This window comes from Raineyella sp. W15-4 (assembly GCF_033170155.1).
GTDB lineage: Bacteria > Actinomycetota > Actinomycetes > Propionibacteriales > Propionibacteriaceae > Raineyella.
The window spans coordinates 2,064,972-2,088,263 of sequence record NZ_CP137079.1; the positions used below are offsets into that span (position 1 = coordinate 2,064,972).

Sequence of the window (23,292 nt, forward strand, 5' to 3'; positions counted from 1 at the left end):
GCCGTGTCCCAGCGCCGGCACTGGCACACATCCTGTTGGAGCCGCCGTCCATGAGCACCGTCCCCGCCCTCTATTCCATCGGCTTCGGCGCGGAGGGCCCGCTCGTGGTCTTCTGCCACGGCCTGCTCGGCCAGGGGCGCAACTTCGCCCAGATCGCCAAGCACATGGGTCTGCACGGCGCCCGGACCATCCTGCTGGACATGCCCAACCACGGTCGGTCGCTGTGGACCGAGCACTTCGACTACCTGCAGACCGCGGACATCGTGGCCGAGTGGCTGGCCGATTCCACCGAGGTCGAGGGGGAACCGGTCACCCTGGTCGGGCACTCGATGGGCGGCAAGATCTCCATGCTGGTGGCGCTGCGCCACCCCGAGCTGGTCGAGCGGCTCGTCGTCGCCGACATGTCCCCGGTGACCTACACCGGCCATCGCCAGTTCCAGGACATCATCGCCGCGGTCCGGGCCGTCGACCTCGACCGGCTGCCCGACCGGCAGACCGCGTCCGACATCATGCGCCCGCTGCTGCCCGACCACGGGATCCGGCAGTGGGTGCTGCAGAACCTCGCCCGCAACGGTCGCTCGTGGTACTGGCAGCCGAACATCACCATGCTGGCGGCCGAGCTGGACAAGGTCCTCGGCTGGCCCGAGGGGGTGGAGGGCTCCTGGGACGGCCCCACCCTGTGGATCAAGGCCGCCGACAGCGACTACGTGCTGCCCGCCTACGCCCCGACCATGCGCCGCTACTTCCCGGCCACACTCCAGGTCACCATCAAGGACTCCGGACACTGGGTGCACGCTGAGCAGCGCGACGTGTTCACCGCCGCGGTGGAGCGGTTCGTGCTGCGCCGCCCGGCGGCCCCGGTCGCCCGGCGGTGATCTCTCCGGCGATCGGGTCGGCGGGTCAGCCGAGGCGTACCGCGGTGATCGCGGCGAGGTTGTTCGGCCGGCCGGTGCCGTCCCCCCACGAGCCGTCCTGACCCTCCGCCGCGATCCTGCCGACCACCGCGGTGGAGGCGTCGTCGAGGTGGCCGAAGACGGTGTAGGCGGCCGGCAGCGGGGAGTCCTGGTAGACGAGGAAGAACTGCGAGCCGTTGGTGTCCGGGCCTGCGTTGGCCATCGCCACCGTCCCGGCGGGGTAGTCGGCCTTCGGATCCACCTCGTCGGCGAAGGTGTAGCCCGGCCCGCCGCCCCCGGTGCCGGTGGGGTCGCCGCACTGCAGCATGAACAGACCGTTGTCCGCCAGCCGGTGGCACCGGGTGCCGGTGTAGAAGCCCTGGGTCGCCAGCGACTCGAAGCTGTTCACCGTGCACGGCGCCTGGGCCCGGTCCACCGTGATGGTGACGTCGCCGACGGCGAACGACAGGGTCACCGCCGTCGTACCGGTTGCCGGTGCGGTGGCCGGCGGGGGATCCACCGGCCGGGCCGGCTCACCGGCCCGGCGGTAGTCACAGCCGACGGTGTGCTCCCCGCCCTGACCCGGCTCGCTGCTCGGCGCGGTGACCGAGGCGGCAGCACCCGGGCGTCCGGCCGAAGGGCCGGCGGCCGGCGCCGCCGAGGGGGCGCAGCCGCTCGACAGGGTGAGCAGCCCGGTCACCGCCGAGACCACCCCGAGCCTCCAGGACAGCCGAGTCAGCATCCCTCCACCCTTTCCCCTGCGCCATCGCGTCACGTACGGTCCCCCGGGAATCTATCCTGCCCATCCCCTAGGCTGGCTCCATGGTCAACCTCAACCGCATCTACACCCGCACCGGCGACGCCGGACGGACCCGGCTGTCCGACATGTCCTGGGCCGACAAGACGGACCCGCGGGTGATGGCCTATGGGGATGTCGACGAGACGAATGCGATCATCGGGGTGGCCCTGGCCACCGACGGCATGCCCGAGCCGGTCGCCGTGGTGCTCCGGCTGGTGCAGAACGAACTGTTCGATGTCGGGGCCGACCTGTCCAACCCGCTGGCCGAGAATCCGCGCTACCCCCCGCTGCGGATCGAGCAGGCCTCGATCGACCGGCTGGAGGCCTGGTGCGACGAGTTCACCGAGCAGCTGCCCGCCCTGGCGTCGTTCATCCTCCCGGGCGGTGTGCCGGCCGCGGCCCAGCTGCACCAGGCGCGGACCGTCGCCCGGCGTGCCGAGCGCAGTGCCTGGGCCGCGGTGGCGGCGTACGGCACCGAGCCGGCCACCGACGCGGACCAGGTCGGCGGGGTCAACCTGCTGGCCGTCACCTACCTCAACCGGCTGTCCGACCTGCTGTTCATCCTCACCCGGGTGGTCAACGGCGAGTCCGGTGACATCCTCTGGGTCCCCGGGGGCGAGCGTCTCCCCGAGGACCAGCGGGCGCTGCGCCGCCGGGCCAGGATCACCGAACACGCCAACGCGCTGGACGAACGTCCCGGAGAAGGCCGCTAGGGGCTGGAGGTCACCTCGGGGGGTGGCAGCTGTGGCCGGCGGTGCCCCATCCCCGGCGGCGCCGCCTCCAGCCAGCTCAGCACCGCCATCACCGCCGGCGGTGCCATCGCCAGGTCCCAGACGGCCGTCCCGCCGCCGATCTTGCGGCTCAGCGGGACGACCCGGTAGTCGGCGAACTCCGGGGACGGTTCGGTGCCGTCGAGGGCGCGGCTGGGCAGGGCGATCGTACGATCCCGGGGGAACCGCAGCCGGGGGGCGAAGGACAGGCCGAAATCGGGGTACCACCACAGCTCCTCGCCCTTGAAACGACAGACTCCGGACACCCAGCGGGTGCCCGGAGTCGCAGATTCCAGAATCATGCTGCAGTCGAACGCGCCGACCGCTCGGACCAACCAGATCCGGCGGACAAGCAGGAGCAGGACGGGGATGGCCAGTACGACAAGCGCCACGAGGCAGAACTTGAGGATGGCCAGGAACATGGGCACATTCTACTGACGCCCACGCCGATCCCGAACTCGCGGACTGGCCGCCAGCACGCGCCGGCCGGGGCGAGCGGATCGCACCGACCGGCCGGCGGGTCAGACCGCGAGCCCGGGGCTCGACTGACCGGTGTACTTCTCCGCAGCGCGCACCTGGGCGCGGGCCCGGTTGAAGCGCTCCCGGGTCTCCTCGTCGTCGGACTCGTGTTCCATCCGCTCCCGGGCCGCCGTGTAGTCCTTCTCGGCCTGGTGCTGGTCGATCTCCCGACCGAGGCGGGCGAACGCGCTCAGCACCGAGACCCGGCCCTGGGCGACGGAGATGAACCCGCCGTCCACGGCCACCACCTCACGGTTGCCCTCGACGGTGTAGATCTCCACGGCGGACGGCTCCAGCAGGGCGACCACCGGCGAGTGTCCGGGCAGGATGCCGATGTCACCCTCCACGGTGCGGGCGATGATGTTCACCGCCTCGCCCGACCAGATGACGCGCTCGGCCGAGACAACCTCGACGTGGAGGGTGCTCGTGGCCATCGCTCAGCCTTCCTTCTTCATCTTGTCCCAGGCCTGGTAGACGTCGTCCATCCCGCCGACGTTGAAGAACGCCTGCTCGGGGATGTGGTCGACCTCGCCGTCACAGATCATCCGGAACGACTCGATGATGTCGGGCATCTCCACCGTCGAGCCGGGCACACCGGTGAACTTCTCGCCGGTGTAGGTGTTCTGCGAGAGGAACTGCTGGATCCGCCGGGCCCGGTTGACGGTGATCTTGTCCTCTTCGGACAGCTCGTCGATGCCGAGGATGGCGATGATGTCCTGCAGCTCCTTGTTGCGCTGGAGGATCTGCTTCACCCGGGTGGCCACGTCGTAGTGCGTCTGGCCCACGTACTGCGGGTCGAGGATGCGCGAGGTCGAGCTCAGCGGGTCCACGGCCGGGTACAGACCGCGCGACGCGATGGCGCGGCTGAGCTCGGTGGTGGCGTCCAGGTGGGCGAAGGTGGTCGCCGGGGCCGGGTCGGTGTAGTCGTCGGCCGGCACGTAGATGGCCTGCATCGAGGTGATCGAGTGGCCGCGGGTCGAGGTGATCCGCTCCTGCAGGGCGCCCATCTCGTCGGCCAGGTTCGGCTGGTAGCCCACCGCGGAGGGCATCCGGCCGAGCAGCGTCGACACCTCGGAACCGGCCTGGGTGAACCGGAAGATGTTGTCGATGAAGAGCAGCACGTCCTGGCCCTGGACGTCGCGGAAGTACTCCGCCATCGTCAGACCGGACAGGGCGATCCGCAGCCGGGTGCCCGGCGGCTCGTCCATCTGGCCGAAGACCAGCGCGGTGTCCTTGAGCACACCCGCCTCGTCCATCTCGAAGATCAGGTCGTTGCCCTCACGGGTCCGCTCACCGACGCCGGCGAACACCGAGGTGCCACCGAAGTTGTGGGCGATCCGGAAGATCATCTCCTGGATCAGCACGGTCTTGCCCACGCCGGCGCCGCCGAACAGGCCGATCTTGCCGCCCTTGACGTACGGGGTGAGCAGGTCGAGGACCTTGATGCCGGTGTAGAGCTGTTCGGTCTTCGACTCCAACTGGTCGAACGGCGGCGGGTCGCGGTGGATCGGCCAGCGCTCGGTCACCTCGAACGAGGTCGGGTCGACGTTGAGCACGTCGCCGGTCACGTTCCAGACCTTGCCCTTGGTCACGTCGCCGACCGGCACCGAGATCGGGGCACCGGTGTCGGTGACCTCCTGGCCACGGACGATGCCGTCGGTCGGCTTCAGGGCGATGGCGCGCACGGTGTTGTCACCGATGTGCAGCTCGACCTCCAGCGTCATCGTCCGCTTGGTGCCCATCACGTCGACCTCGAGGGTCAGCGCGTTGAGGATCTCCGGCATGCCGTCCGGCGGGAACTCGACGTCCACCACAGGTCCGATGACACGCACGACCCGTCCGGTGGCGCCGGGCTTCACCGCGGCGTTCTGTTCAGCAATCGCAGTCATATCTCTCACTCACTCGCTCTCACGCGCTCTCGGACAGCGCGGCGGCGCCACCCACGATCTCGGTAATTTCCTGGGTGATCGCCGCCTGACGTGCCTGGTTGGCCTCGCGCGTCAGGTTTCGGATCAGTTCGTTGGCGTTGTCGGTCGCCGACTTCATCGCGGCCTGCCGGGCCGCCAGTTCGGACGCCGACGCCTGCATCAGCGCGTGGTAGACACGGTTGCCGATGTAGAGCGGCAGTAGCTCGTCGAGGACGCCCTCGGGGCTCGGCTCGAAGTCGAACGGGGTCTCGACCCGGTCCTCCTGATAGACCGGCGCGTGGTGCAGTTCGGTCATCCGGGCACCGCTCTCCGCCCGCTCGGCGGCCTCCTCCTCGGAGACCACCTCCAGCGGGAGCAGCCGGATGATCTGCGGCACCTGCCGCACCCGGGACACGAAGCGGGTGTAGACGAGGAAGATCTCGTCCACGCCCCCCTCCTCGGTCGGGGTCAGGAAGGCCTCCAGCAGCACCCGGGCGATCGCGTCGGCGTCCCGGTAGCTGGGGGCGTCCGAGAAGCCCTCCCAGGACTGCTTGATCTCCCGACCGCGGAACTCGTAGAAGCCCACGCCCTTCTTGCCGGAGATGTAGGTCTCCATCTCCCGGTGGTGCTTGACGGTGAGGTAGTGCCGGACGGACTCCCCCGCCTTCAGGACGTTGGTCGAGTACCCGCCGGCCAGGCCGCGGTCCGAGGTGACCAGCAGCACCGCGGACCGCTTCGGGTGCTCCAGCTCGGTGAGCAGCGGGTGGTCCAGGTCCGGGCGGCTGGCCACGGCCTGGATCGCCCGGGTCAGCTCGCGGGTGTACGGATCGGCCGCCTCGGCGGCCTGCTGGGCCTTGCGGATCCGCGCCGCGGCGATGAGTTCCATCGCCCGGGTGATCTTCTTCGTGGTCTGGACCGACCTGGTCCGATCACGGAGTTCGCGAAGGGTAGCCATCTCAGGCCTTCTTCACGACGATCTGCTCGTGCTCCACGTCCTCGTCGCCGATCTTCTTCGGCTCCGGCTCGGTGCCCAGCGGCTTGCCCTCGCTGGTGCGGAACTCCGGGCGGAAGGCCACCAGGGCCTGCTCCAGGCCGGCCTTGGTCTCGTCGTCCAGCTTGCCGCTGTCCCGGATGGTGGTGAGCAGCGCGGTGCTGCGGCGCAGGTACTCCAGGTACTCCTTCTCGAAGCGGAGCACATCGGCGACCGGGACATCGTCCAGCTTGCCGGTGGTGCCGGCCCACACGGAGACGGCCTCCTCCTCCATCGGGTACGGCGAGTACTGCTTCTGGCGCAGCAGCTCGGTGAGCCGGGCGCCGCGCTCCAGCTGCCGCTTCGTCGCCTCGTCGAGGCTGGAGGCGAACATCGCGAACGCCTGCTGGTCGCGGTACTGCGCCAGGTCGATCTTCAGCGTGCCGGAGACGCCCTTCATCGCCTTGGTCTGGGCGGCACCGCCGACGCGGGAAACCGAGATGCCGACGTCCACGGCCGGGCGCTGGTTGGCGTTGAACAGATCGGACTGCAGGAAGATCTGGCCGTCGGTGATCGAGATCACGTTGGTCGGGATGTAGGCCGAGACGTCGTTGGCCTTGGTCTCGATGATCGGCAGACCGGTCATCGAGCCGCCGCCCAGCGCGTCGGAGAGCTTGGCGCAACGCTCCAGCAGGCGGGAGTGGAGGAAGAACACGTCACCGGGGTAGGCCTCACGGCCCGGCGGGCGACGCAGCAGCAGCGACATGGCGCGGTAGGCCTCGGCCTGCTTGGTCAGGTCGTCGAAGACGATCAGGACGTGCTTGCCCTGGTACATCCAGTGCTGGCCGATGGCCGAACCGGCGTAGGCGGCGATGTACTTGTAGCCGGCCGGGTCGGACGCCGGGGCGTTGACGATGGTGGTGTACTCCAGGGCGCCGGCCTGCTCCAGCACGCCCCGGACCTCGGCCACGGTCGAGCCCTTCTGGCCGATCGCGACGTAGATGCAGCGGACCTGCTTCTTCGGATCGCCGGACGCCCAGTTGGCCTTCTGATTGATGATCGTGTCGATGGCAATGGCGGTCTTGCCGGTCTTACGGTCACCGATGATGAGCTGGCGCTGGCCACGGCCGATCGGGGTCATCGAGTCGATGGCCTTGATGCCGGTCTGCAGCGGCTCGCGGACCTCCTGGCGGTCCATCACGCCGGCAGCCTGGATCTCCAGGGCCCGGCGGCCCTCCAGGCCGGTGATCTCGCCCAGCCCGTCGATCGGGTTGCCCATCGCGTCGACCACCCGGCCGAGGTAGCCCTCGCCGACCGGGACCGACAGCACGTCGCCGGTGCGGCGTACGGTCTGGCCCTCGTCGATGCCCTCGGAGGATCCGAGCACCACGACGCCGATCTCGCGCGCCTCGAGGTTCTGGGCGACACCCAGGGTGCCGTTCTCGAAGCGCAGCAGCTCGTTGGCCATCGCGGAGGGCAGGCCCTCGACGCGGGCGATACCGTCGCCCGAGGTGACCACGGTGCCGACCTCTTCACGAGAGGAGGTCTCCGGAGTGAATTGCTGGACGTACTGGTCCAGTGCGTTCCGGATCTCCTCCGGACGAATAGTGAGTTCCGCCATCTTCTGCGTCCTTGTTCTCGTTGTCTGTGCGTGTCGTGGTTCGGGGTCCGGTGTCCCCCGGGCGTCCGGGTCCGGGCCGGCGGTCAGGAGAACAGCTTGCGTGCCTCGTCCAGACGGGAGGCCACAGTCCCGTCGATCACCTCGTCGCCGACCTCCACGCGGACGCCGCCGAGGACCGCGGGGTCCACGAGGACGTGCATGCTGACCGGGCGACCCAGCTGCTTGTTCAGGGCGTTCTGCAGTCGCGTCGTCTGCTCGGCCGTCAACGGCCGGGCGACCCGTACGGTGGCCACGGCGCGGCTGCGCTGGGCCGCGGCCAGGGCGAGGTAGCCGTCCATGGTGTTGGCGAAGGTGCGCTCCCGGGCGACCACCGCCCGCCGGGCGAGGACGACCGTGGCCGGAGCGGCCTTCCCGTCGAGCAGCTGGGCCACCACCTCCTGACGGTCGGCCAGCGACCGCCGCTCGTCGGACAGCGCGTCGCGCAGTGCCGGCGTCGCGGCGACGGCCCGGTTGAGCCGGAACAGCTCGTCCTCCACCTGGTCGAGCTGACCTGCGACCTGTGCCTGGGCGAGCGCAGACCGGATCGCCTGGCGCTCAACGGAGGACACGAAGATCCCCGCCGTGCGCCAGCGCAGACCCGCGGCCTGCCGCAGGACGGCGACGGCCTCGGGCGAGACCTTGCCGTCGAGCAGTCGGCTGACGAGCTGCTGACGAGCCTCCACCGGTGCTCCGGGATCGGTGACCGCGCGTCGCAGCGCGGGGTCCGAACCGAACAGGTCGGCGATCGAGAACAGTTCCGTGGCCAGCTGCAGGTGCGCATTCTGTGCGTCCAGCACCTGGTCCAGGCTGTTCAGCCGGGGCTCGTTGCGATCCGTCTGGGGGCTCATGCCTTCTCCGTCTCCGTCTGCGACTCCAGATCAGCCAGGAAGCGCTCGACCGTGCGGCGGGCGCGCTCGTCGTCGTCGAGGGACTCCCCGACGATCCGCCCGGCGAGGGTGGTGGCCAGGCCACCGACCTCGTCGCGGAGCTCGCCCATGGCCTGCTTGCGCTCGGCCTCCATCTGCTTGCTGGTCGTCGCGATGATCCGCTCCGCCTCGGCGTGGGCCTGCTCGCGCATCTCGGCGATGATCTGGGCACCCTGGTTCTTGGCGTCCTCGCGGATGCGAGCCGCCTCGGTGCGGGCCTCGGCGAGCTGGGCCCGGTACTCGGCCAGCGCCGCCTGCGCCTCTTCCTGGGTCTTCTCGGCCTGGTCCATACCACCCTGGATGGCGTCCCGGCGTTCCTCGTACATCTTCTCGAACGCCGGCACCACCGCCTTCCACATCACCAGGAAGACCAGGACCATCAGGACGAACCCGACGATCAGCTCCGAGAAGTGGGTGGGCAGGAGCGGGCCGAGGTCGAGTTCCATCGGCACCATGGGGGTCATCACCGAAGGACGAAGGCCAGGGCGATGCCGATGATGGCGAGGGCCTCGACGACCGCGAAGCCGATGAACGCGGTGCTCATCATCGCGCCACGGGCCTCAGGCTGGCGGGCGGTGCCGTTGATGACGGAGGCGAAGATCCAGCCCACGCCGATGGCCGGGCCGAGGGTGGCGAGGCCGTAGCCGAGCATGTTCATGCTGCCAGCGATTTCCAACGGGGTCATTCTCGTTCCTTTCGGATGGTCTTCTCAGGGGTTCGGTTGCAGTGAGAAGAGAACTGTGGGTGGGGGTGGGGCCTCGGCGTCAGTGCGCGTCGGCGAGGGACGAATTGATGTACTGGGCGGTCAGGACGGTGAAGATGTACGCCTGCAGGAACCCGATGAAGAGCTCCAGGAAAAGGATCGCGAAGCTGAACAGCAGGGACACCGCGCCCGAGACGTTGTAGAACGCGTTGTGCGGGAAGGTCAGCAGGTAGGCGCCGCCGATCACGAACACCATCACGACCAGGTGGCCGGCGAACATGTTGGCGAAGAGACGCAAGCCGAGCGTGAGCGGCCGGGTGATGAAGTTCGACAGGAACTCCAGCGGGATGATCACCGGATACAGATAGCCGGGCACCCCCGGGGGGATCAGCTGCATCTTCATGTAGTGGCCGAAACCGTGCTTGTGGATACCGGCCCCGATGTAGATGACCCACGACATGATCGCCAGCGCCCAGGCGTACCCGATGTTGGAGAACGTCGGGAACATGAACAGGAAGGTCTCGCCGAACCAGTTGTTGACCAGCACGAAGCTGAACAGGCCGAGCAGGTACGGCAGGTAGCGGCGGTACTCCGGGCCGAGGATGTCACGGCCGACACCGTTGCGGATGAAGCCGTACACGTACTCCCAGAAGAACTGTCCCTTGCCGGGGACCAGCTTGAGGTTGCGGGAGGCGAAGAACCACAGCGCGATGACCAACGCGGCGCCGATCACGGCCAACCAGAACGGCTTGTTCATCCAGTCGACACCGAACGTACATCCCGCCACGTTGCCGGGATCGTTCGGACCGTTCGTCCCGGGCTCGGTCGCTTCGCAGAAGAACCGGAACTCCCTCACCCCGGGGGGAGTGTATGTTGCGCCTTCCAGCGGGACGAGCGCTCCCACCAGGGCCGGCAGTGTCAACGGACCCACCGTTCCTCCTCAACTTCGATGTCGTACGTCATGGTCTCTTCCGGACTACTTCTTCGGTTGGTCACCGGGATCGTGGTGGTACCGTCTGATGATCACGTAGAGGGCCAGCAGCATCCCGACGATGAGCCCGAGGGGCAGCAGGAATGCGGTGCCCAGGAATCTGTCGCCCAGCCAGCCGAGGCCTCCGTAGACGATGAGGCCGGACACGAGGTAGGACAGGATACGTATTCCCGTCTCCATCCCGACGGGCTCGCCGGGGGGTAGCAACGAGGATTCGGGCTTGCCAGGCATGCGACGCCGGGTACCCACGTTGTCGACCTCCTCGTCTTTCAGCGCGTCTCGGACACTATCAGTTGGCATGTCGCAGCGTCACTCCTCGCCGGTCGGACGCCCGTCGGTGTAACCGAGGTCATACACAGGGATCCGCATCCGCGCGAAGGTGATCACTTCGGCCGTTGTCCACAGCAGCACGGTGGCCACCATCCCCGCCGCGGTGGCGGTGCGGTCGAGCAGGTCCAGTCCGGCCCCGTCGTACAGGGCCACGGCGCCGGCCAGCCCGGCAGCCCGGATGCCGTACGAGGCGAGGGCAGCGACCAGCAGCACGGCGCCCTCTCGCTCGGCGTACCGCAGCACGACCGCCTGACCGAGGCTGAAGAAGAGGACCGCGATCACCGCACCGACGGCGGCCGAGGCGGCGGCCACGCCCCCGCGGACCAGGCCGGCGAGGACGGTCGAGGCCAGCAGGCCGAGCTGCCCGCCGAGCAGGCCGGCCAGCAGCAGCCGGCGGGCCAACGCGGTGGAGACCCCGGTGGCGGGACGGCCGACGGTGCGATCGACGGGGGACGGAGCGTCGTCCCCCAGGTGCTCATCCATCGCCATGACCGTACTCATCCTGCGGTGCTTCCCACTCCTTCGGAGGCCCCTCGCGGTGCCGTCCGGCACCTGCTTGTGAAACGTAACACAAGGTTCCGGCTATCGCCTGCGTTGTGCCGAACGGCGCGGTGCCGATCCGTGTCGTGCAGAACGGTGCAGGGCCGAGCGGTGCAGGGCCGAGCGGTGCAGGGCCGCCGCCCCGAAGATCCGTGGACCCGGCCCCAGGGTGACCACCACCACGGCGATCGCCGCGGCGACCCAGGCCACCACCACCCAGGTGCTGCGAGTGAGACCGATCACCATCACCCCGAAGGAGAGCAGTGCTGCCCACAGGTACATCACTATCACCGCGCCGCGGTGACTGTAGCCCCGGCGCAACAACTGGTGGTGCAGGTGCCCCTTGTCGGCCACGAACCACCAGTTGCCCTGGTTGGCGCGTCGGATCCAGGCCAGCACCAGGTCGAGCAGCGGCAGTCCGAGGATCGCGAACGGCAGCACCAGCGGCAGGTACGCCGGCAGCAGGTCACCACCGCCGGCCTCGAGCTTGGACGAGTCGAACTGGCCGGTCAGGCTCACCGTCGAGATCGCCAGCAGGAAGCCGAGCAGCATCGAGCCCGAGTCGCCCATGAACATCTTGGACGGGTGCACGTTGTGCGGCAGGAAGCCCAGACAGACCCCGATGATCGCCACCGAGACCACACTGGCCGTGGTGGCGCGGACCAGATCCTGCTCGACGGCCAGGATGTAGGAATAGGTGAAGAACGCCGCCGCCCCGATCCCGACCACCCCGGCCGCCAGCCCGTCGAGACCGTCGACGAAGTTGACCGCATTGGTGCAGACCACCACGAAGAACACCGTCATCACGATCGAACTGGCCGCGTCCAGCGAGATGATCCGGTCGGGCAGCGGGATCCACAGCATCCGTACGCCCGCCTGGACGACGATCCCGGCGGCCAGCACCTGGCCGGCGAATTTGGTGATCGCGCTGATGTCCAGCAGGTCGTCCAGCACCCCGACCGCGCACAGCACCGCGACGGCGACCAGGATCCAGGTGGCGTCGTGGCGGACGATCTCGTGCCGCCCGAGGAACGGCAGGTTCATCGACAGCAGGAAGGCGACCGCCACCCCGACGAGCATCGCCACCCCACCGAAGTAGGGCGTCGGCACGACGTGCACGTCCCGGGACCGGACCTTGGCGACGGCCCCGAACCGGATCGCGGCCCGACGCGCCCAGCCGCTCAGCTGATAGGTGACCGCGGCGGCGACCAGCAGGACGAGGATGTACTCACGCATCGCTAGGTGGTCCGGTGATCCTCGGCCGTCGGCTCCGGTGCCTGCTCCACCGGTTCCGGGGTCTGCTCCGGTTGCTCCGTCTGTTCCGCGGACTCCGGCGTGGGTGCCTCGCCGTCCGGGGAGCGTACGCCCGGGGCGACCTCGCGCAGCCGGTCCAGGGAGATGATGCCCTCCCGGACGACCCGGCCCTCGGGATAGGCGGTGAAGTCCACGATCGTCGACGGCACCGGGCCCGGGGTGGGACCGCCGTCGAGGTAGAGCGCGACGTCGAGGCCGAGCTGGTCGGCCGCCTCCCGGACGGTCGTCGCCGGCGGCTGCCCGGAGACGTTCGCGCTGCTGACCGCCAGTGGGCCGGTCCGCCGCAGCACCTCCCGGGCCAGGTCGTGGTCCGGCACCCGCAGGGCGATGGTGCCGTGGGTGTCACCCAGATCCATCCGCAGACTCGACTGCGCCCGGCAGATCACCGTCAGCGGACCCGGCCAGAAGGTCCCGACCAGCCGGTTCGCCGCCTCGGGGACGTCGACGGCGAGGGCCGCCATCACCCCCTCGTCACTGATCAGCACCGGCGGCGGCATGTCCCGGCCCCGGCGCTTGGCCGTCAGCAGCCGCTGCACGGCGTACCCGTCGAAGGCGTCGGCGCAGATCCCGTAGACCGTGTCGGTCGGCATCACCATCACCCGCCCGTCGGCGATGGCCTCCTTGGCGGCGGTCAGCGCCGGCCCGCGGTCGCCCTGCCGGCAGTCGACGATCCGCGGCTGCGGGGCGGGCGGGACGTTGCCCGGTGCGATGTCCTTGCTGTCGTCCGACGTGTCGCTCACGCCCATCATCCTGCCACCTGGGTCCGGGTCGCCGAGACGAACCGCGGCCGGCCGGACAGGTCCGGATGGTCGGCGGTGGCGCGCCACGCCCCGCCGGAGAAGACCGCCGGGGCGGACTCGCCCTGGCTGTCGTCGTGTTCACAGACCAGCAGCCCGCCGGGCCGCAGCAGCCGGCGGGCGGTGCGCTCCACCGCCCGGATCGCGTCCAGGCCGTCCTCCCCGGAGAAGACCGCCAGCGCCGGATCGTGTCCGGTCACCTCGACCGGCAGCACGGCGCGGACCCGCAGCGGGACGTACGGCGGGTTGACCACCACCACGTCGACGGTGCCGTCCCACTCCGGGACGGCACCGGCCAGGTCGCCCCGGCGGACATCGACCCCGGTGCCGGCGAGGTTGCGCCGGGCCCAGTCGACGGCGACCGGATCGATCTCCACCGCCACCACCCGGCAGCCGGGCACCTCGTCGACCAGCGCGGCACTGATCGCCCCGGAGCCGGCGCACAACTCGACGACCCGTGGCGTACGACCCTGCATGCGCACCGCCCGGGCCGCCTCGATCGCCGCCCCGGCGACCGACTCGGTCTCCGGCCGCGGCACGAACACACCCGGCCCGACCGCCACCCGGACGTTGCGGAACCAGGCCTCGCCGGTGAGGTGCTGCAGCGGCACCCCCTCGGCGCGGCGGTCCAGCAACTCCCGGTAGCGCGCCACCCGCTCCGCCGACGGCGGACCGGCCAGCACCAGATCGCCCGGCCGGAGCCCGAGCAGGTGGGCGAGCAGCAGCCGCGCGTCGACCTCCGGGGAGGCCACCTGACCGCGCAGCCGGTCGGCCCCCCGCCGGGCCAGCACGGAGGCCCGGACCGGGGCGGGTCGCTCGTCGGCCGTCATGCCCCGGCCGTCCGGAGCCGTTCGGCGGTGTCGGCGGCCTGCAGCGCCTCGATCACCGGCCCGAGCTCGCCGTTGAGCACCTGGTCGAGGTTGTGCGCCTTGTACCCGATGCGGTGGTCGGCGATCCGGTTCTCCGGGAAGTTGTAGGTCCGCACCCGCTCGGAACGGTCGACCGTCCGCACCTGCGACAGCCGGGCCGCGGACGCCTCCGCAGCGGACTCCTCCTCGGCCCGGGCCAGCAGCCGGGCGCGCAGGATGCGCAGTGCCTGCTCCTTGTTCTGCAGCTGGGACCGTTCGTTCTGGCAGGTCACCACGATGCCGCTGGGCAGATGGGTGATCCGCACCGCCGAGTCGGTGGTGTTGACGCCCTGCCCACCCTTGCCGCTGGACCGGTAGACGTCGATCCGCAGGTCGTCGGGGTCGATCTCGATCGCCTCGTCGTCCTCGACGTCGGGCATCACCAGCACCCCGGCCGCGGAGGTGTGGATCCGGCCCTGCGACTCGGTCACCGGCACCCGCTGCACCCGGTGCACTCCGCCCTCGAACTTCAGCGTGCCGTACGGCATCCGGTCCGGGTCGCCGGCCGAGGGGGCGTGGACCGCGAAGGTGACGGACTTGAAGCCGCCCAGATCGGTGTCCTGGGCGTCCAGCACCTCGATCTTCCAGCCGCGTGCCTCGGCGAACCGCCGGTACATCCCGAAGAGGTCGCCGGCGAAGAGGGCCGATTCCTCCCCACCTTCCCCGGACTTGATCTCCACGATCGCGTCCAGCGAGTCGTTGGGGTCACGCGGGGCGAGCAGGGTGGTGAGCCGACGGTCCAGGTCCCGGAGGCGATCCTGCAGGGCCTCGGCCTCGTCGGCGAAGCCGGCGTCCTCGACGGCGAGTTCGCGGGCGGCCGCCAGGTCCTCGGTCACCCGGTCGCGCTCGTCGGCGGCCCGGACCACCGGCCCGAGCTCGGCATAGCGCCGCCCCAGCCGCCGCATCGCCCGTTGGTCCGCCAGCACCGACGGGTCGGCCATCCGGGTCTCGACCTCCCGGTACTCCGCCCGCAGCGGGGCGACCGCGGCGAGCAGGGACGGCAACCGGTCGGTGGGGTCGGACATGGTGTTCTCCTCAAGGCTCGTACGTGGGGCGGGGTGCGGGGACGACGAACGCCGGGGCGCAGCATCGCTGCACCCCGGCGTCACGGAAGAACTACTTCTTGCCCCTCTTGAAGTTGCCGTAGCGCTTCTCGAACTTGGCGACCCGGCCGCCGGTGTCGAGGATCTTCTGCTTGCCGGTGTAGAAGGGGTGGCAGGCCGAGCACACGTCGGCGCGGATCTCGCCGCCGGGGGCCGTGGAACGAGTCGTGAAGGTGTTGCCACAGGTGCAGACGACCGTCGTCTCGTGATAATCGGGGTGGATCCCCTGCTTCATGGTGATTCTCCTTGTCGAGTGATGGCGCCGGGTCGTCCGCCGGAGTGGAGACCTCCGCCGGGCGTGAACCGGACCAAGGAACAACTATGCCGCAAACGCCGGCGGTCCGGCAAATGTTCCCGGCGGCTCAGAACCCGTCCCGGTTGGGGGTGCTCTTGGAGATCTGCAGCAGGAACTCCGCGTTGGACTGGGTCTTCTTCATCTGCTTGAGCAGCATCTCCAGCGCCTGCTGGCCCTCCATGTTGGACAGCACCCGGCGCAGCTTCCACATGATCGCCAGCTCATGGGTGCCCAGCAGCAGTTCCTCGCGCCGGGTGCCGGACTGCACCACGTCGATGGCGGGGAAGATCCGCTTCTCGGCGTACTCCCGGCGCAGCCGCAGCTCCATGTTGCCGGTGCCCTTGAACTCCTCGAAGATCACCTCGTCCATCTTGGAACCGGTCTCCACCAGCGCGGTGGCGAGGATCGTCAGCGAGCCGCCGTTCTCGATGTTGCGCGCCGCGCCGAAGAACTTCTTCGGCGGGTAGAGGGCGGCGGAGTCGACGCCACCGGACAGGATCCGGCCGGAGGCCGGGGCGGCCAGGTTGTAGGCCCGGCCCAGCCGGGTGATCCCGTCGAGCAGCACGACCACGTCACGGCCCAGCTCGACCAGCCGCTTCGCCCGCTCGATGGCCAGTTCGGCGACGGTGGTGTGGTCGTCGGCCGGACGGTCGAAGGTGGAGGAGATCACCTCGCCGGAGACCGTACGCTCGAAGTCGGTGACCTCCTCGGGCCGTTCGTCGACGAGCACGACCATCAGGTGGACCTCGGGGTTGTTCTTGGTGATCGAGTTGGCGATCGACTGCATCACGAAGGTCTTGCCGGCCTTCGGCGGCGACACGATCAGGCCGCGCTGGCCCTTGCCGACCGGGGCGACCAGGTCGATGATCCGGCCGGTCATGTTCGCCGGGTCGGACTCCAGCCGCAGCTGCTCGTCCGGGTAGAGCGGCGTCAGCTTGTTGAACTCGGGGCGGTCACGCATCGCCGACGGCTCGGAGCCGTTGATCGAGTCGATCCGGACCAGCGGGTTGAACTTCGCCTTGTGCTCCCCCTCCCGGGGCTGGCGCAGCGCACCGGTCACCACGTCGCCCTTGCGCAGGCCGTATTTCTTGACCATGCCCAGGGAGACGTACGCGTCGTCCGGGCCCGGCAGGTAGCCGGAGGTGCGGACGAAGGCGTAGTTGTCGAGGACGTCGAGGACGCCCGCCACCGGGGTGAGTACGTCGTCCTCGGCCACCGTCGGCTCGTTCTCGTACCGGTCGATGCCGCCGCTGCGCCCGCCGCCGCTGCTGGTCCGTCGGGTCTGCCGGTCCCGGCCGCGGCGCCGCCGGCTGCGCCGGCTGCCGCCCTCACCCTCGCGGTCCTGACGATTACCACTCTCGCGGTCCTGACGATTCCCGCCGCCCTCGCGGTTGCCACCCTCGCGAGCCTCGCGGCTCGGGCGCTGCCCTTCCTGCCGGTTCTGGCCGTCCTGCCGGTTCTGGCCCTCGGGGCGCTGCCCGCGCGGGCGCTCGGCCTCGCCCTGCTCCCCCTGCGGCCGCTCGGCGGCCGGGCGTTGGGTGGCCGGGCGCTCCGGCTCGGCGGTCCGCGGACGCTCACGCTCGGCGGGTGCCTGCTCGCGCTGCACCGCCGGCGTGGTCTCCGCCGCGGGCCGCTGCCGGGACGTACGGCGCTCGGTGGTCTCCCCGGCCGGCGCTGTCTCACCGTTGCCGGGACGCTCCTCGCGCCCCGCAGCGGGCTGCTCCTTCACCGGGGCGCCCTGGGCGCGGCGACTGCCCCGGCCACCGGGCGGGTTCGCCCCCGAGGCGCGTCCACCGGCGGCCTGTTCCGACTGCGCGGAACGGATCGCGGCGATCAGGTCGGCCTTGCGCATGCCGGAGGTGCCCTTGACCCCCAGACCGCCGGCCAGCTGGCGCAGTTCGGGCAGCACCTTGGCCTCGAGCCCACCGGAAGCGCGCTTCGCGGTCTTCGGCGCGTTCTCCACCGGGGTCGTCGCATTCGACGTTTCGGTCACGGGATTCCTTTCCGGGGGCCGGGACGCCCTGTTGACGTCACACCGGCCCTGGGCCTGCCACGGCCCTCTGGTTCGGGTCGTGCCACGATCCGCCAGAACGGCCCTTCCGGGACTTCCGTTCAGGGATCAAGGGATCGCGCCACGTGTGCCCACCACGATCAGCGGACCGAGCGGTGATGACCGGGCAGAGCGGAGAGTGCAGTGCTGGCGCCACCGGGCGGATCACGATGATCCGGGCACGCTGCGTCGCCCAGACCGGGCGATGCGCTGGACACAGCTTAGCACCCGATCCGAAGCCCGTACACCGATTCCCTGATCCGGGCGGTTCAGGCCTCCGAGATCGAGACGATGTGCGCCGGCCCGCCGACGTGCAGCAGCCGCCGGTCGAAGCCCTGGAACGGTGTCCGGGCCAGCTCGTCCAGCATCTCCTCGGTGCCCAGGACGACCACGGTCGGGCCGGCCCCGGAGATGATCGCCGCGTGTCCCCGGGCCCGCAGGTTCGCGACCAGGGCGGCCGATTCCGGCATCAGCGCCGCCCGGTAACGCTGGTGCAGCCAGTCCTCGGTGGCGTCCAGCAGCAGGTCGGGCCGTTGTGCCAGGGCGTGGACGAGCAGCGCGGCCCGGCCGGTGTTCGCGGTGGCGTCGGCGTGACTCACCTGGGTGGGCAGCGCCTCGCGCGCCCGGCGAGTGGGCACCGCCCGGTGCGGGATGTAGGCCAGTGCCCGCAGGTCGCCGGAGAGCGGCGCGGAGACCGCCCGGCCGCTGTCCGCCGTCCCCCAGGCGATCGCCAGACCACCCAGGATCACCGCGGCGACATTGTCGGCATGGCCCTCCAACCGGGTGCCGATCCGCTCCATCCACTTCCGGTCCGGCTGCGAGGACGGATAGGCGTACGCCCACGCCAGCAGCAGCCCGGCGGTGATCGCAGCCGAGGACGATCCCAGGCCCCGCCCGTGCGGGATCGAGTTGTGCGCCCGGAGCCGCAGCCCACTCGGCGGGGCGACCCGCAGCGACTCCAGACCGAGCAGGAAGGTCGAGACGATCAGGTGCGAGGCGTCCCGCGGGACCTCCGCGGCACCCTCCCCGGTGACGTCCACCTCGATGCCGGCGGCCTGGGTGCTGAGAGTGACCTCGTCGAACCAGTCGAGGGCCATCCCCAGGCAGTCGAAGCCGGGGCCGAGATTGGCCGAGGAGGCGGGAACGCGGACGACGATCCGCACCTCAGCGGCCCTCCACCCGCATCAGGCTGGACACCTCGTAGACCTCCGGGATGGCGACGAGTTCGTCCACGGTCGCCTCCACATCGGCATTGCGCGCCGTGTGGGTGCCGAGCACCAGCCGGGCGGTCCCGCTGGCGTCCTCCTGACGCATCGTCATGATGGAGACGTTGTGGGCGGCCAGCACCGTGGCGACCTTGGCCAGCACCCCGACGGTGTCCTCCACCTCCAGTGCGATGTGGAACCGGGTGATGACGTCACCGATCGGCGCGATCGGCAGGTCCTGGTAGACCGAGGACGCCGACCCGCGTCCGCCCGCCAGCCGGTGGCGGGCCACCGTCACCAGGTCACCCAGCACCGCGGAGGCGGTCGGCGCCCCGCCCGCCCCCTGCCCGTAGAACATCAGCTGTCCAGCGGCCTGCGTCTCGACGAACACCGCATTGAACGCCCCGCCGACCGAGGCCAGCGGGTGGTGCGCCGGCAGCATCGCCGGGTGGACCCGGGCAGAGATCCGCCGGCCACCGTCCGGCTGCTCCTCGAGCTCGCAGATGGCGAGCATCTTCACCACCATGCCCAGCGACTCCGCCGCGGCGATGTCCGCCCGGGAGACATCGGTGATCCCCTCACGGTAGACATCGTCCAGGGTGACCCGGGAGTGGAACGCCAGGGTGGCCAGGATCGCCGCCTTGGCGGCCGCGTCGTAGCCCTCGACGTCCGCGGTGGGATCCGCCTCCGCGTAGCCCAGCGCCTGCGCCTCGCTGAGCGTCTCGGCGAAGCCGGCGCCGGCGGTGTGCATCTTGTCCAGGATGAAGTTCGTGGTGCCGTTGACGATGCCCATCACCCGGGTGACCTGGTCACCGACCAGGGAGTCCCGCATCGGCCGGATGATCGGGATGGCGCCGGCCACGGCGGCCTCGTAGTAGAGATCCGTCCGGTGACCGTCGGCCGCGGCCACCAGGGCGGGACCGTCCTCGGCGAGCAGCGCCTTGTTGGCGGTGACCACCGACTTGCCACTGGTGAGCGCCTGCAGGATCCAGGTCCGGGCCGGCTCGATGCCGCCCACCACCTCGATCACCAGGTCGACGTCCGCGCGGGCGATCAGGCCGGTCGCGTCGGTGGTGAACAGTTCGGCCGGCAGGCCGGGGCGTTCCCGGTCGGCGCGGCGGACGGCGATCCCGACGAGGCGCAGCGGGGCACCGGCGCGCGCCGCGAGGTCGTCGGCGTGCTCCAGCAGCTGGCGGGCCACCTCCGCGCCGACCACGCCGCAGCCGAGCAGTGCCACGCCCAGCGGGCGCCCCACCGGTTCATTCATCTGTCAACCTCACTGGTTCCATTGGATCGGCGCGATTCTCCCGGTTCACCGTACCCGGTCGTCTCACGGTACCGGGTCGTAGCCGAGGTCGAGGGCGAGCAGGTCGTCGAGGGTCTCCCGGCGGAGCAGTGTGTGCAGGGCGCCGTCCCGGACGGCGACCACCGGCGGCCGGGTGACCAGGTTGTAGTTGGACGCCATCGCCCGGCTGTAGGCGCCCGCGCCGGGCACCGCGATCAGGTCTCCCGGCGCGATGTCGGCCGGCATGAACTCGTCGCGGACCAGGATGTCCCCGCCCTCGCAGTGCTTGCCGACGATCCGCGACAGCCGGGCGCCCGCCGACGAGGCGCGACCGGCGAGGGTGGCCGAATACTCCGCGCCGTACAACGCGGGGCGGATGTTGTCGCTCATCCCGCCGTCGACAGAGATGTAGGTCCGGGTCGCTCCCCCGTCGAGCACCACCTGCTTGACCGTTCCGACCCGGTAGAGCGCCATCGTGGTGGGCCCGACGATGGCCCGCCCGGGCTCGATCGACATCCGCGGCACCTGCACCGCCAGGTCGTGGGCCTGCTCCTCGACGATCGCCCGCAGGGATGCGGCCAACTGTTCCGGGCTCTCCGGCCGGTCCAGCGAGGTGTAGGCGATCCCGAAGCCACCACCGAGGTCCATCTCGGGCAGCTCCCGGTCGAACTCGCGGGCGACCTCTGCGTGCAGGGTCATGATCCGCCGGGCGGCGACCTCGAAGCCGTGGGTCTCGAAGATCTGCGAGCCGATGTGGGAGTGGATGCCGATCAGCTCCAGGTGCGGATCGGCCTCGCAGGCACGGAGCGCCTCCTTCGCCTGCCCCGAGGCGATCGAGAAACCGAACTTCTGGTCCTCATGGGCGGTGGCGATGTACTCGTGGGTGTGCGCCTCGACACCGGTCGTCACCCGGACCATCACCCGGGGGCGTACGCCGCGCTCCGCGGCCAGTCGGCCGACCCGGCCGATCTCGTCGAAGGAGTCGACGATGATCCGTCCCACCCCCGCGTCCAGCGCCATGGCGATCTCCGCCTCCGACTTGTTGTTGCCGTGCAGACCGATCCGCCCCCCGGGCACCCCACCGCGCAACGCGACGGTCAGCTCACCCCCGGTGGCGCAGTCGACGTGCAGGCCGTCCGCCAGCGCCCAGCCCGCCACCGCCGTGGTGAGGAAGGACTTCCCCGCGTAGTAGACGTCCCACCCCGCGAAGGCCTCGACGAAGGCCCGGGCGCGCTGGTGGAAGTCCACCTCGTCGAGGATGTAGACCGGGGTACCGCACCGCTCGGCGATCTCGGTGACCCGCAGACCGCCGACCGTCAGGATCCCGTCGGCCCCCCGCTCGACCGTGGCGCTCCACAGGACGGGCAACAGGGCGTTGACGTCCTCCGGGACGCGCAGCCACTGTGGCCCGGGGACGATGGTGTCGGCGTGGATCGAGCCGGCGACGTGCATGTGCGTCATGGGCTCTACTCTGCCAGCGACACGCCGGCGGGCACACCGCGTCGCGGCGGATGGACTTCCCCCGGCGGAGCGGGTGGACGGGGCAGCTCCGAAGTGGTGCTATTCTTTTCCAGTTGCCACCGCCGGGTGAGACCCGGCAGGCGATCGGCCCCCATAGCTCAGGGGATAGAGCACCGCCCTCCGGAGGCGGGAGCGTAGGTTCGAATCCTACTGGGGGCGCCAACCGGCTCCGGCCGGCGATCCGGTGACGGGGACATCACATCCGCCACCTCGGCATCCATCGCCCGGCGTTCACCGGAGCAGGCGGCACCGGCAGGTAGCCTTGGCTCCCGTGACGCCCCCTGAGACCGCGACCCCCGCCCGACGACCGCCGGCCGGCGGGACGGTGACTTCCGCCCATCGCCCGCTGATCGGCCCGGCGCTCGGAGCGGCCCTGCTCTGGATCGGCTCCCGGCTCACCATGCTGGCACTGTTCTTCGGCCTGGAGATCTCCGTCTGGTGGGACGTCTACTACTACTTCACCAGGGTCGCCGGCCTCCCCACGGTCGGCCTCGGCCACACCCTGGTCGAGTACCCCACCCCGGTGGTGTGGTGGCTGCAGCTCCCCTACCTCCTCGGCGGCCGCGACCAGGTGGCGTACGTGGCGCTCTTCATGGTGCTGATGGGACTCCTGGATGCCGCCCTCACCGGGTGGCTGTGGCTGCGTGGACGGCGGGCCGGGTCGACGGTGGCGGCGTACTACTGGATGGTCTTCACGATGTTGATCGGGCCGTTGGTCTACACCCGCTTCGACCTGCTGCCGTCCGTCCTGGCCGCGGTCGCCCTGCTGCTGCTCGCCCGGGCACCGGGCGTCTCCGGCGGACTGGTGGCCATCGGGGCGGCCGTCAAGCTGTGGCCGGCCCTGCTGATCACCGGCCTGTTCGGCCGGCGACACAGCCGGGTCGCGGTCTGGATCGGCTTCGCCGTCACCGGCGTCATCCTCGTCGTCCTCAGTCTGGTCACCGGTGGCTGGGACCGCCTGGTGTCGCCGCTGACCTGGCAGGGAGAGCGCGGGCTGCAGATCGAGTCGGTCTGGGCCACCCCGGCGATGGTCAACGTCCTCGCCCATCCGGGTCGCTACGTCATCCAGTTCTCGCAGTATCAGGCCTACGAGGTGTTCGGCCCCGGGGTGGGGGCGATGCTCACCGTGGCGTCGGTGGCCACCGTCGTCGGGGGGCTGGCGATCCTCGCCCTGGGCGTCCGGGCCTGGCGCTCCCCCGGCCACGATCTGTACACCGACGCGATGATCATGACAGCCGTGATCGCCGTCATGATCATCACCAACAAGACCTTCAGCCCGCAGTACCTGATCTGGCTCGGCGGCCCGCTCGCCGTCCTGGTCCTCACCCGCACCGGCCGGGCGGGCGCCACGGACCGCGGCCTGCTGGTCCTCCCGCTGGTGCTCGCCGTGCTCACCCAGCTGATCTTCCCGCTGTTCTACTCCTGGCTCACCGATGCCGGCCCGGGCACCGGACGCACCCTGATGACGTTGGTGCTGGCGCTGCGCAACATCGGCATGCTGGCCTTCACCGTGATGGCCTTCGGCCGAGCCTGGTCCCTGCTGGGGGGCGCCGGCCGACGCGAGGCCGTCGTCGAGGACACGGCGGCGGGCCCGGCCTCCTGACGCCGGCCGACGGTCGACGCCGGGCCGCCGGCCGGTCCATGCCGGGGTACGGAACGCGGCTCCGCCGGGCCGATCGTCTCACCGTGCACACCAGATGGCAGAGTGGTCACTTTCGGCTACGATCGGCAGAGGTATCGCCGGGTCCGTCCGGGATACCGGATGTGGGACACACCGCAGTGGACGGGTCATCAGGACCTCCCCGC

General features: G+C 70.4%; 23 protein-coding genes, 1 tRNA gene and 1 pseudogene. 4 read left to right on the plus strand and 21 right to left on the minus strand.

Annotated features, from left to right (window positions below; genetic code table 11):
• Positions 1 to 50: 50 nt before the first annotated feature.
• A complete protein-coding gene (locus R0145_RS09620) occupies positions 51 to 875 on the plus strand; it encodes an alpha/beta fold hydrolase (protein WP_317836605.1) in 825 nt (274 codons plus the stop codon).
• Positions 876 to 900: 25 nt separating this feature from the next.
• Here R0145_RS09620 and R0145_RS09625 read toward each other — a convergent pair whose 3' ends face one another.
• On the minus strand, positions 901 to 1,635 hold the full coding sequence (locus R0145_RS09625; protein ID WP_317836606.1) for a peptidylprolyl isomerase: 735 nt from the start codon (positions 1,633 to 1,635) through the stop codon (positions 901 to 903).
• Positions 1,636 to 1,715: 80 nt separating this feature from the next.
• Here R0145_RS09625 and R0145_RS09630 point away from each other — a divergent pair, with 80 nt between their 5' ends.
• Complete coding sequence (locus tag R0145_RS09630; protein WP_317836607.1) at positions 1,716 to 2,405, plus strand: cob(I)yrinic acid a,c-diamide adenosyltransferase; 690 nt, start codon at positions 1,716 to 1,718, stop codon at positions 2,403 to 2,405.
• On the opposite strand, the gene R0145_RS09635 is transcribed toward R0145_RS09630, so the two are convergent.
• From R0145_RS09635 to lysA, 20 genes and pseudogenes are all read right to left on the minus strand, one after another.
• The gene (locus R0145_RS09635; RefSeq protein ID WP_317836608.1) at positions 2,402 to 2,884 is read right to left on the minus strand and encodes a DUF2550 domain-containing protein; all 483 of its coding nucleotides are present in this window, start codon (positions 2,882 to 2,884) and stop codon (positions 2,402 to 2,404) included. The two genes, R0145_RS09630 and R0145_RS09635, sit on opposite strands and share 4 nt — an antisense overlap.
• 99 nt (positions 2,885 to 2,983) lie before the next feature.
• On the minus strand, positions 2,984 to 3,415 hold the full coding sequence (locus tag R0145_RS09640) for a F0F1 ATP synthase subunit epsilon (protein WP_317836609.1): 432 nt from the start codon (positions 3,413 to 3,415) through the stop codon (positions 2,984 to 2,986).
• 3 nt (positions 3,416 to 3,418) lie between these two features.
• Positions 3,419 to 4,870 (minus strand): F0F1 ATP synthase subunit beta, encoded by a 1,452-nt coding sequence (gene atpD, locus R0145_RS09645; protein ID WP_317836610.1) that lies wholly within the window; start codon positions 4,868 to 4,870, stop codon positions 3,419 to 3,421.
• Positions 4,871 to 4,889: 19 nt separating this feature from the next.
• Positions 4,890 to 5,843, minus strand: a complete 954-nt coding sequence (locus R0145_RS09650; protein WP_317836611.1) for a F0F1 ATP synthase subunit gamma — start codon at positions 5,841 to 5,843, stop codon at positions 4,890 to 4,892.
• A 1-nt stretch (position 5,844) separates the two neighbouring features.
• Positions 5,845 to 7,479, minus strand: coding sequence for a F0F1 ATP synthase subunit alpha (gene atpA, locus R0145_RS09655; RefSeq protein ID WP_317836612.1), 1,635 nt, complete (start codon positions 7,477 to 7,479; stop codon positions 5,845 to 5,847).
• An 83-nt stretch (positions 7,480 to 7,562) separates the two neighbouring features.
• Entirely contained in the window at positions 7,563 to 8,366 is an 804-nt protein-coding gene (locus R0145_RS09660) for a F0F1 ATP synthase subunit delta (protein WP_317836613.1), read from the minus strand.
• Positions 8,363 to 8,899 (minus strand): F0F1 ATP synthase subunit B, encoded by a 537-nt coding sequence (locus R0145_RS09665; RefSeq protein WP_317840203.1) that lies wholly within the window; start codon positions 8,897 to 8,899, stop codon positions 8,363 to 8,365. Before R0145_RS09665 ends, R0145_RS09660 begins: the two co-directional genes overlap by 4 nt.
• Before the next feature lie 8 nt (positions 8,900 to 8,907).
• A complete protein-coding gene (atpE, locus tag R0145_RS09670; RefSeq protein ID WP_317836614.1) occupies positions 8,908 to 9,129 on the minus strand; it encodes an ATP synthase F0 subunit C in 222 nt (73 codons plus the stop codon).
• Positions 9,130 to 9,208: 79 nt separating this feature from the next.
• Positions 9,209 to 10,054 (minus strand): F0F1 ATP synthase subunit A, encoded by an 846-nt coding sequence (atpB, locus tag R0145_RS09675; protein ID WP_411742108.1) that lies wholly within the window; start codon positions 10,052 to 10,054, stop codon positions 9,209 to 9,211.
• Between the two features lie 69 nt (positions 10,055 to 10,123).
• Positions 10,124 to 10,285: a hypothetical protein gene (locus R0145_RS09680; RefSeq protein WP_317836615.1), complete on the minus strand. Its 162-nt coding sequence runs from the start codon at positions 10,283 to 10,285 to the stop codon at positions 10,124 to 10,126.
• A gap of 162 nt (positions 10,286 to 10,447) precedes the next feature.
• The gene (locus R0145_RS09685; RefSeq protein ID WP_317836616.1) at positions 10,448 to 10,969 is read right to left on the minus strand and encodes a hypothetical protein; all 522 of its coding nucleotides are present in this window, start codon (positions 10,967 to 10,969) and stop codon (positions 10,448 to 10,450) included.
• 204 nt (positions 10,970 to 11,173) lie between these two features.
• Positions 11,174 to 12,244: pseudogene (locus R0145_RS09690) on the minus strand (glycosyltransferase family 4 protein); the annotation flags it as partial.
• A gap of 2 nt (positions 12,245 to 12,246) precedes the next feature.
• Complete coding sequence (locus tag R0145_RS09695) at positions 12,247 to 13,062, minus strand: L-threonylcarbamoyladenylate synthase (RefSeq protein ID WP_317836618.1); 816 nt, start codon at positions 13,060 to 13,062, stop codon at positions 12,247 to 12,249.
• A 5-nt stretch (positions 13,063 to 13,067) separates the two neighbouring features.
• Positions 13,068 to 13,949, minus strand: a complete 882-nt coding sequence (gene prmC / locus R0145_RS09700) for a peptide chain release factor N(5)-glutamine methyltransferase (protein ID WP_317836619.1) — start codon at positions 13,947 to 13,949, stop codon at positions 13,068 to 13,070.
• Entirely contained in the window at positions 13,946 to 15,052 is a 1,107-nt protein-coding gene (prfA, locus tag R0145_RS09705; RefSeq protein ID WP_317836620.1) for a peptide chain release factor 1, read from the minus strand. Before prfA ends, prmC begins: the two co-directional genes overlap by 4 nt.
• A 91-nt stretch (positions 15,053 to 15,143) precedes the next feature.
• Positions 15,144 to 15,365 carry a 50S ribosomal protein L31 gene (rpmE, locus tag R0145_RS09710; RefSeq protein WP_317836621.1) on the minus strand — a complete coding sequence of 74 codons (222 nt, stop codon included), beginning with the start codon at positions 15,363 to 15,365 and terminating at the stop codon, positions 15,144 to 15,146.
• Between the two features lie 127 nt (positions 15,366 to 15,492).
• A complete protein-coding gene (gene rho, locus R0145_RS09715; RefSeq protein ID WP_317840205.1) occupies positions 15,493 to 17,388 on the minus strand; it encodes a transcription termination factor Rho in 1,896 nt (631 codons plus the stop codon).
• 356 nt (positions 17,389 to 17,744) lie between these two features.
• Positions 17,745 to 18,638: a homoserine kinase gene (thrB, locus tag R0145_RS09720; protein WP_317836622.1), complete on the minus strand. Its 894-nt coding sequence runs from the start codon at positions 18,636 to 18,638 to the stop codon at positions 17,745 to 17,747.
• Position 18,639: 1 nt separating this feature from the next.
• Positions 18,640 to 19,947, minus strand: coding sequence for a homoserine dehydrogenase (locus R0145_RS09725; protein ID WP_317836623.1), 1,308 nt, complete (start codon positions 19,945 to 19,947; stop codon positions 18,640 to 18,642).
• A gap of 63 nt (positions 19,948 to 20,010) precedes the next feature.
• Positions 20,011 to 21,426, minus strand: coding sequence for a diaminopimelate decarboxylase (lysA, locus tag R0145_RS09730; protein ID WP_317836624.1), 1,416 nt, complete (start codon positions 21,424 to 21,426; stop codon positions 20,011 to 20,013).
• A 147-nt stretch (positions 21,427 to 21,573) separates the two neighbouring features.
• Here lysA and R0145_RS09735 point away from each other — a divergent pair.
• Both R0145_RS09735 and R0145_RS09740 read left to right on the plus strand, forming a co-directional pair.
• Positions 21,574 to 21,648: transfer RNA gene (locus R0145_RS09735), tRNA-Arg, on the plus strand.
• Positions 21,649 to 21,757: 109 nt separating this feature from the next.
• Positions 21,758 to 23,089, plus strand: a complete 1,332-nt coding sequence (locus R0145_RS09740) for a glycosyltransferase family 87 protein (protein ID WP_317836625.1) — start codon at positions 21,758 to 21,760, stop codon at positions 23,087 to 23,089.
• Positions 23,090 to 23,292 lie beyond the last annotated feature (203 nt).